The 7,819-nt window shown below is 41.2% G+C and carries 10 protein-coding genes; 8 read left to right on the top strand and 2 right to left on the bottom strand.

Annotated elements, in window-relative coordinates:
• Positions 1-94 precede the first annotated feature (94 nt).
• Positions 95-1,432: an IS701 family transposase gene (locus VXK47_RS10735; RefSeq protein WP_435548783.1), complete on the top strand. Its 1,338-nt coding sequence runs from the start codon at positions 95-97 to the stop codon at positions 1,430-1,432.
• Between the two features lie 233 nt (positions 1,433-1,665).
• On the opposite strand, the gene VXK47_RS10730 is transcribed toward VXK47_RS10735, so the two are convergent.
• On the bottom strand, positions 1,666-2,388 hold the full coding sequence (locus VXK47_RS10730; protein ID WP_435548782.1) for a tRNA1(Val) (adenine(37)-N6)-methyltransferase: 723 nt from the start codon (positions 2,386-2,388) through the stop codon (positions 1,666-1,668).
• Between the two features lie 2 nt (positions 2,389-2,390).
• On the bottom strand, positions 2,391-2,708 hold the full coding sequence (locus VXK47_RS10725; RefSeq protein ID WP_435548781.1) for a DUF721 domain-containing protein: 318 nt from the start codon (positions 2,706-2,708) through the stop codon (positions 2,391-2,393).
• Between the two features lie 237 nt (positions 2,709-2,945).
• Between VXK47_RS10725 and VXK47_RS10720 the strand changes: the two genes are divergently transcribed.
• The 7 genes from VXK47_RS10720 (at position 2,946) to VXK47_RS10690 (ending at position 7,503) form a co-directional block, all read left to right on the top strand.
• Positions 2,946-3,113, top strand: coding sequence for a Trm112 family protein (locus VXK47_RS10720; RefSeq protein ID WP_435548780.1), 168 nt, complete (start codon positions 2,946-2,948; stop codon positions 3,111-3,113).
• A gap of 12 nt (positions 3,114-3,125) precedes the next feature.
• Positions 3,126-3,659: a DUF4416 family protein gene (locus VXK47_RS10715; protein ID WP_435548779.1), complete on the top strand. Its 534-nt coding sequence runs from the start codon at positions 3,126-3,128 to the stop codon at positions 3,657-3,659.
• Positions 3,659-4,540, top strand: coding sequence for a YicC/YloC family endoribonuclease (locus VXK47_RS10710; protein ID WP_435548778.1), 882 nt, complete (start codon positions 3,659-3,661; stop codon positions 4,538-4,540). Before VXK47_RS10715 ends, VXK47_RS10710 begins: the two co-directional genes overlap by 1 nt.
• A 128-nt stretch (positions 4,541-4,668) precedes the next feature.
• Positions 4,669-4,923: a DUF370 domain-containing protein gene (locus tag VXK47_RS10705; RefSeq protein ID WP_435548777.1), complete on the top strand. Its 255-nt coding sequence runs from the start codon at positions 4,669-4,671 to the stop codon at positions 4,921-4,923.
• Positions 4,924-4,929: 6 nt separating this feature from the next.
• Positions 4,930-5,547: a guanylate kinase gene (gene gmk, locus VXK47_RS10700; RefSeq protein ID WP_435548776.1), complete on the top strand. Its 618-nt coding sequence runs from the start codon at positions 4,930-4,932 to the stop codon at positions 5,545-5,547.
• A complete protein-coding gene (locus tag VXK47_RS10695; RefSeq protein ID WP_435548775.1) occupies positions 5,548-6,003 on the top strand; it encodes a YhcH/YjgK/YiaL family protein in 456 nt (151 codons plus the stop codon). It abuts the gene before it with no gap.
• Between the two features lie 330 nt (positions 6,004-6,333).
• Positions 6,334-7,503: a Druantia anti-phage system protein DruA gene (locus tag VXK47_RS10690; RefSeq protein WP_435548774.1), complete on the top strand. Its 1,170-nt coding sequence runs from the start codon at positions 6,334-6,336 to the stop codon at positions 7,501-7,503.
• Positions 7,504-7,819: the final 316 nt, after the last annotated feature.

Here is a 7,819-nt window from a genome sequence, read left to right as displayed (position 1 = left end):
ACTTACGTCAACTTTTGCTTGACTTTCCTCCCTTTTCATGAGAGGATATCTTCGTAATTTTTTGATATCCCCTATGAAAGGAGCAACTTTAAAAATGTTTATTCTTAACGACATCCTTAAACCTCTACAGAAAACGTTTTCATCCACCGAACTCGGCATGAACCGCGGTCAATGGTTCACTTATGCCATCTTGTCTTTCATTATCCCCTTTACCACCTCCATCTCCTCCAATGTTCTTCGCTCCATTCAAACCCTTTTCGGCTTCCATGTCAACCAACGACGATTCTACACATTCATGGCATCCAACAAACTCCCCTGGAATAAACTATGGCTTACCTTGTGGAGCATGATTCCAGAGCCCCTGACCGATGGGCGTCTGTTAATCGCATTGGATGACTTCATCAACGCCAAAACAGGCAAAAAGATATTCGGCTGTGCAACCATCTTCGATCATGCCGCCAAGACCAACCAGTCCAAATATCCCTGGGCGCAAAATGTGGTGCTGGCCGGCGTCCTGAAACTCGTCAAAGGGCGTTGGGCATGTTTGCCCCTTGCCTTCCGATTCTATCTGCCCCAAAAAGCCATCAAGGCGCAATCGGAAAATATGAAGGTTCCCGGCAAGGAACCCTTATTCCAAACCAAACTGGAGCAAGCTGTTGACATTTTGTCTCAAGTCTCTCATCATTTTGCCGGCGCCGCTATAACCGTTGTCTGCGACAGTTGGTTCGGCAATGACGGCCTGTTTACACCCCTGCGCAAACATCTCGGAGATTCAGTCCAGTTGCTCTCCAGATTACGTTCCAATACCGCGCTCTACATGATGCCTCACATCAGAACCTTTAAAAAGCAGGGCAGACCCGAAAAATACGGGCAAAGACTGGGCTCCTGCGCTGAACTGGCGGCCAGATTTATATCCAAAGCCTCAACGCATCGCGTATTCCTTTACGGAAAATACCGGGAAGTCCATGCATTCTCCATGGCGGCCATGCTCAAAAACATCAAGAGTCCTGTCCGGGTTGTATGGGTTTTTCGCAAAACACAATGGGTTGCCCTCTTCTCCACCGATATGGAGCTATCCGTTGAGCAGATCATCGAGTACTACGGCGCCAGATGGAAAATAGAGTCGGGCTTCAAGGAAATCAAGCAAGATATCGGCAGCAGCAAAACCCAAACCCGCAATGCGCATGCAGTGATCAATCATCTAAACTTCTCTCTGATGGCAACCTCGATTGTCTGGATCTATGGCACACGACTCGAAAATACCCCCGAGCGCCGTCATTATGTCAAAGGACGAAACACTTTTGCCTTCTCAGATTTGAGACACATCATCGCCAAGGCCGCGTTGGCTGATGATTTTAATGCCGTTTGCAACAAAAACCAGAAACTCTCCCGAAAATCTTTCGTGGACGCGCTGTTACGGATGGTCGCGTGAGTAAACCATGCATCATTTCGGTGAAACTTTAGCTTGAAAACTAAGTTTTTGAAAAATTTATCAGCCTAACCCATCGATGTAACAGCAATTAATAAATCCCAAAAAATTTTCTATCCTGTAACAAATAATACCATGCCTGTCAATAATACTCTGCCTTTTCTAAAGGATATCCGCATTTATGGCAATTGTCGTAAACCGTACGTACCCAATACAAACACTATAGATGTTTTTTATTATGGAATGAACATATTCTTTACTTCATCAGTATAAGAACCGTCATCCTTATAGATTACAAGAGGAGCGGTTACTTTTGCTCCGGCTCTGCCCCCTTTTACACCTTCTGCAATTACAAGTTTGGATTCCGAATTATTTTTTGAATAAATAAACTTAAAGCACTTGGGCTCTATTCCTGATAAACGCATATAAGCAATTATATCGGCTATGCGTTCTGATGGATAAATCATTATAAATTTAGATGAAATATCCATAAGACGGCTTGCCGATTCAAAGATCTCGGGAAGAGAAATCATGATTTCATGTCTTGCAAGTGCACGCTGATTATCAGGGTTCACCCTTCCGGAATTTGCCTTCCTGTAGGGGGGATTACATACAATAATGTCAGGTGACCCTGAAAGCATGCTCTTTTTTAAATTCTTTACATCAGTGTAAACGATTTTAATTTGTTCTTCCATGCAGTTATTTTTCACATTCAGGGCGGCAAGATCTGCAAGACTTTTTTGAACTTCAATTCCGTATATTTCAATTCCGGGATTTCTATACGCGAGTATAAGAGAAATTATACCGCACCCGGTTCCTATATCCAAGACTTTATCTCCGGCGGCTGATTTAACATATGAGGCAAGCAAGACCGAATCAACTGAAAATCGGTATCCAAGCTTATTTTGTCTGATACTTATTTTACCATTGAAGAACGAATCATCTGTCAGTAAATCCATAATCAGATGGCCCCGATTTTGAATTTGATATCACGAACCATCTCTTTTCCAAACTCGTTGTTAAGCTTTGATATTATATCTTTTTTATAATATTGCAGTTCCTGCATCCATACGGAACCGCTTACATTTACCAGAAGAGTTTGTCCTTTGAATCCGGCAGGTTTTGTATTTTTATAAATTGCTTCTCCTACAATATTTTTCCAGATGCCGGAAATATTTTCTGTTTCAAAGCCCAATTCCATCCGGAATTTGTTTAATATATTGCCGAGAATATTGCCGATCTGTTCAAAATCATCGTTATTTTTTTTAGCATTCTGCATTTGTTGTCCCATAAAAATCAGAATATACGCGCTGTTCTTAAGAATTCTTAAGACAAAAGGATTATGGCACAATAAGCTTTATCATTCAAGTACGGCCGGTTTTTTATGATGATTTTAAAATAGCAGCATACTTAAAATATTTTTGCATGCTTGCTATATATTTGCTATAGTTCAGCCGATATAAATCTACAACAAAATGTTTATACGAGTATCAAACTTACCGGAGAAATTCAAATAATGACAATAAGTAAAGAATTGCTTGAAATCCTTGCCTGTCCTAAATGTAAAGGTCGTATTCATCTTAATGATGCGGGCGATGGCCTTATATGCAAAAACTGCAAACTATTATATGAGATAAGGGATGGAATTCCCGTAATGTTGATAGATGAGGCCAAGCCCATATAAGCAGAGGAATAGATGAGCATCCCGCGGCCTCCTAAACCGGCAAAACTTGTAATCGGAGTTTTTCTCAATGACAAAAATCTACTTGAATCTCTGCAAAACGAGCTGATCGCAGAATTTGGTCAGGTGGATATTATAAGCCAATGGTTTTTATTTGATTATACCTCTTATTATGAGCCTGAAATGGGCTCACCTCTTTTCAGAAGGATGTTTGCATTTAACAATCTTATTGAACTGACAAGTCTTTCTCAAATAAAAATATTTACAAACGAAATTGAAGCAAAATATTCAAAAAGCGGGAAAAGAATCGCTAATATTGATCCGGGATACATGCTGCATGAAAAATTTGTTCTTGCAACAGGTAAAAATTTTGCACACAGAATATATATCGGAAATAATATTTATGCAGATTTGACTTTAATTTATCAGAACGGAGAATTTCAAACATTGCCCTGGACATATCCTGATTATGCTGATGAAAAAATGCTGTCTTTTCTTAAAAATGTTCGCGATAAATATGTTGCCGATATAAAACAGGACTACAAATAATGATAAAAAGCATGACCGGATTTGCAAGCTCGGAAAAAACAGGAGAGGGTTTTGAAGTCATTACTGAAACCCGCACATATAACAGCAAGTACCTTGATGTTAACTTGCGTTTGCCTTATGAATACTCAGCTCTTGAAGAAAGAATCAGAGGCTTGATTGGCGCCAGAGTTTCAAGGGGCCGTATTGATATTAAAATTACTATAAGAGAAAGCAACACCAGTTTAGTAGAATTTGAAATAAATGAGGAAAAAGCTCTCGCATATTATAATGCACTTTTGCGCCTCAAGGACAAATTAGGCCTTGATGCTCAAATACCCCTTGAGATGATAGCAGGCGCTGAAGGAGTGATAAAACCGGCGGAAAGCAAAAAAGATGTGGAGGTTCAGTGGCCTTTGATAAAAGATTCTGTTGATGAGGCTTTGGATTTTCTTGACCGGATGAGAAGAAAAGAAGGTGAATACATATCCCGTGATTTTATCATGCGTATTGAAAACATTGAAACGCTGCTGAACACTATCGAATCCGAATCCCGTGATCTGCTTTTGCATTACACAGAACGCTTAAAAGACCGGATATCGGTATTGACAAAAGATACCATCGAAACAGATGCCGGAAGAATTGCTCAGGAAGCGGCATTTCTTGCAGACAGGTCTGATATATCCGAAGAAATACTCAGGGTAAAAAGCCATTTAAACCAATTTAATATTATAATGAATTCGGGCGAGCCCGCCGGAAGAAAGCTCAATTTTCTTCTTCAGGAATTTAACCGTGAATTTAATACAATAGGTTCAAAAACTGAAAAAGCTATAGTATCTCATACAATTGTGGATGTTAAATCCGAGATTGAAAAGTTAAGGGAGCAAGTGCAGAATATAGAATAATTACGCATAAAACATAATCTATCATCCGGAACATATTTAATCTATTGGTTTCCTGCCTTCGCAGGAATGGCAAAAATTGGAGTTTTCCGACTTTTTACAAGGTCAACAATAAAAAGATAAGGAGTAAAATGGAACAGACTCTTTTAAACATTGGGCATGGAAGTTCGGTAGTGGCTGAACGGGTTGTTGCAATTGTATCCCCCAATTCGGCCCCTATGAAGCGCTTAAAGGATGATGCAAAAGAGGAAAAACGTCTTGTTGATGCAACGCATGGACGTAAAACACGGGCAATAATTGTTTTGGACAGCAACCATGTAATTCTTTCCAGCTACAGTCCCGAAACGATTTCTCAGCGTTATACCAGCCTTAAAGAGTCTAAATAAAGACATATGCCTTTAAAAGCAGATACCACAAATAAAGCGGATACCGGCAAAGCGCCTTCAAAACATGGGTGCCTTTTTATTATTTCCGCACCTTCCGGAGCAGGAAAGACTACTCTTTGCAAACGATTGATGGATCGATTTGATATTATTTATTCAGTATCTTATACCACAAGAGCACCACGCAAAGATGAAAGAAACGGTGTTGATTATTTTTATATATCAAAAGAAGAGTTTGAAAAAAAAATCCGGGAAGACAAATGGGCGGAATGGGCGGAAGTACACGGAAATTTCTACGGTACATCTGCTGAGTATTTAAATGACGCTCTTCTTTCCGGGAAAGACATACTTCTGGATATAGATGTAAAAGGCACCCTGCAAATACTTAAACGCTATCCTGACAGTATTACTATCTTTATAATGCCGCCGTCCTTTGATGATCTGAGAATACGAATGGAATCAAGAGGATCGGACAACAGGGAAGTAATAGAAAAACGTCTGAGAAATGCCAAACAAGAGATGGCTCAGAGAAACCTGTATAAACACGAGATAATTAATGATAACCTTGATAAGGCAACCAGTCAGCTTTTTATGTTGGTTGAAAAATACCGGTCAGGTAATTTGTGAATGATAATTGACAGCATTGATAATATTGAAATCTATAGCGGATTAGGAAATGAAATATCCACTGCATTAAGGTATATAGCCACAGCTGACTTTAACAATATGGAACCTGGAAAATATGATATTGACGGTGACAACATATTTGTCATTATAAGCGATTATTCTACAAGACACAGTAATGAGTGCCGATTGGAAGCACATCGTAAATATATAGATGTTCAGTATGTTGCAAAAGGTGTTGAATGGGTTGGATATGCACCTCTGGAAAATCAGGCGCCCGCAGAAGAATATGATGATAAAAAAGATTGCGCCTTTTTTGAAGAAAAAGCTTCATTTATAAAACTTGGAAAAGGAATGTTTGCAATATTTTTCCCAACAGATATTCATATGCCCGGAACAGCTGATAAGCCGGCCCCTGTCAGAAAGGCGGTAGTAAAGGTCAGGCTTTATCCTGTTTGAGGCCTGGCTGCAAACATACTGTTAGTAGACGAATCTTTAAATGGAATTTCTGAGGATGCTTTTATTTACATTGGCGATTCAGCTATGGTTACCAAAAAGAATTTAGAGGCCATCGTAAAAGATTTAATTTAAAAAATGCCTATTTGCGGCCTCGAACTTCGTTGATCAGTTCTATCTGAATTTCCTGGATCTCTATCAATCTTTCCCCAGGATGAATTTTTTCTATCATTTAAAACACATTCTACCAGATAGTTGCAATAAAAACTGGACAAACGCCAACGGATGATGTATACAGCAGTTATATGACATTTCATTCGTGAGGTAACTGATTTGAATCTATTGGAAGTCTTTGTCCGACCCGTTTATTTGCCCGAAGAGCAGCAATTCCAAAAATTGATGCAGGAACATCATTATCTCGGGGCTCTGCCCAAGATAAGTGAAACCATCTGGTATGTCGCCTTGTGGCAGGAACAGTGGGTAGCTCTGCTTGGTTTTTCCGCCGCAGCCTTAAAGTGTTCAGCGCGGGATCGTTGGATCGGATGGGACTTCCGCCATCAATATGATCGGCTAAAGCTAATTACCAACAACAGCCGTTTTCTGATCCTCCCGAAATGGCATGTCCAAAACCTGGCTTCCCGTATTCTATCGTTGTGCCAAAAGAGGCTTTTGGCAGATTGGCAGGCAGCGTTCGGACATCAATTGCTGCTATTGGAGACCTTTGTGGACCCACAGAGATTTTCAGGAACCGTTTACAAAGCTGCCAACTGGAAATACGTTGGCGACACAAAGGGCTTTCGTAGAACCAGGCAAGGTTACAGTTCCAAAGCACAGACACCAAAGATGGTTTTTGTTAAACCGTTAAAATCCGATGCACAAGCACTGTTATCCCAGCCCATTCTCGATCCTGCATACCGAATTACAGGAGATTCCAAAATCATGCTCAGCGCCGAACAGATGCGATCCTTACCCGATTTTTTTACCACTATTTCCGATCCGCGCCGCAGCCAGGGACAACGCCACCGACTTGCAGCGGTTTTAGCCATTGCAGCCGGTGCAATCCTGTGTGGAATGCGTGGATATCAAGCCATCTCGGATTGGGCTGAAAGTCTCAGCCAAAATGCCCTGGAACGTTTCGGCTGCCGCCGCCGAAACGGCAAGTATGTTGTTCCGAGTCTGTCTATCATCCGCAATATCCTTATAAGCGTTGATCCCATAGACTTGGACCGCGCTTTGCAGCTTTGGAACCAACGCTATGGCCAGCAGGACGAAAGCCTCGCCATTGACGGAAAGACGATGTGTAATGCCATTGCGGAAAGACCTCCCATGAAACAGCCTATGGCATTACCAGCCGAACGCCTGAACAAGCTGACGCAAAACGGGTTCTTGCCACAAACCGCCGCGGGCACTGGTGCATCGAGAATAGCTGCCATTACATCATCGACTGGAACTATGACGAAGACCGCAGTCGTATACACACCGGTCATGGTTCGGAAAACATAACCCGACTGCGGCGTTTTGCCATAAGCATTATCAAATCAAAAGGTGTGCGTAGCGTTGCACAGAAAATGCAGCAGCTCATGCGCAATTCACGCTTGGTTTTTGACTATTTGCGGATGACGGAAAACTCATGCGCTTCTGTACCTTAAGGATTAGAACAAATTTACCGTGGACGGAGGGGTGCGTCCGGTTGTTGAGAAAATATCGCAAAAACTTGATTCGCAATCGGATGCCAATGATTTGAATGGTAGTAATTTAATAAACTGCCATCAGCTATCCGGCTGACTTTAAAAAAACTATGACTTTCCGTTCAGACACT

The sequence above is a fragment of the Desulfobacterium sp. N47 genome (assembly GCF_051233685.1).
GTDB lineage: Bacteria > Desulfobacterota > Desulfobacteria > Desulfobacterales > RPRI01 > RPRI01.
This window is presented reverse-complemented; position numbering and strand designations above follow the sequence as displayed.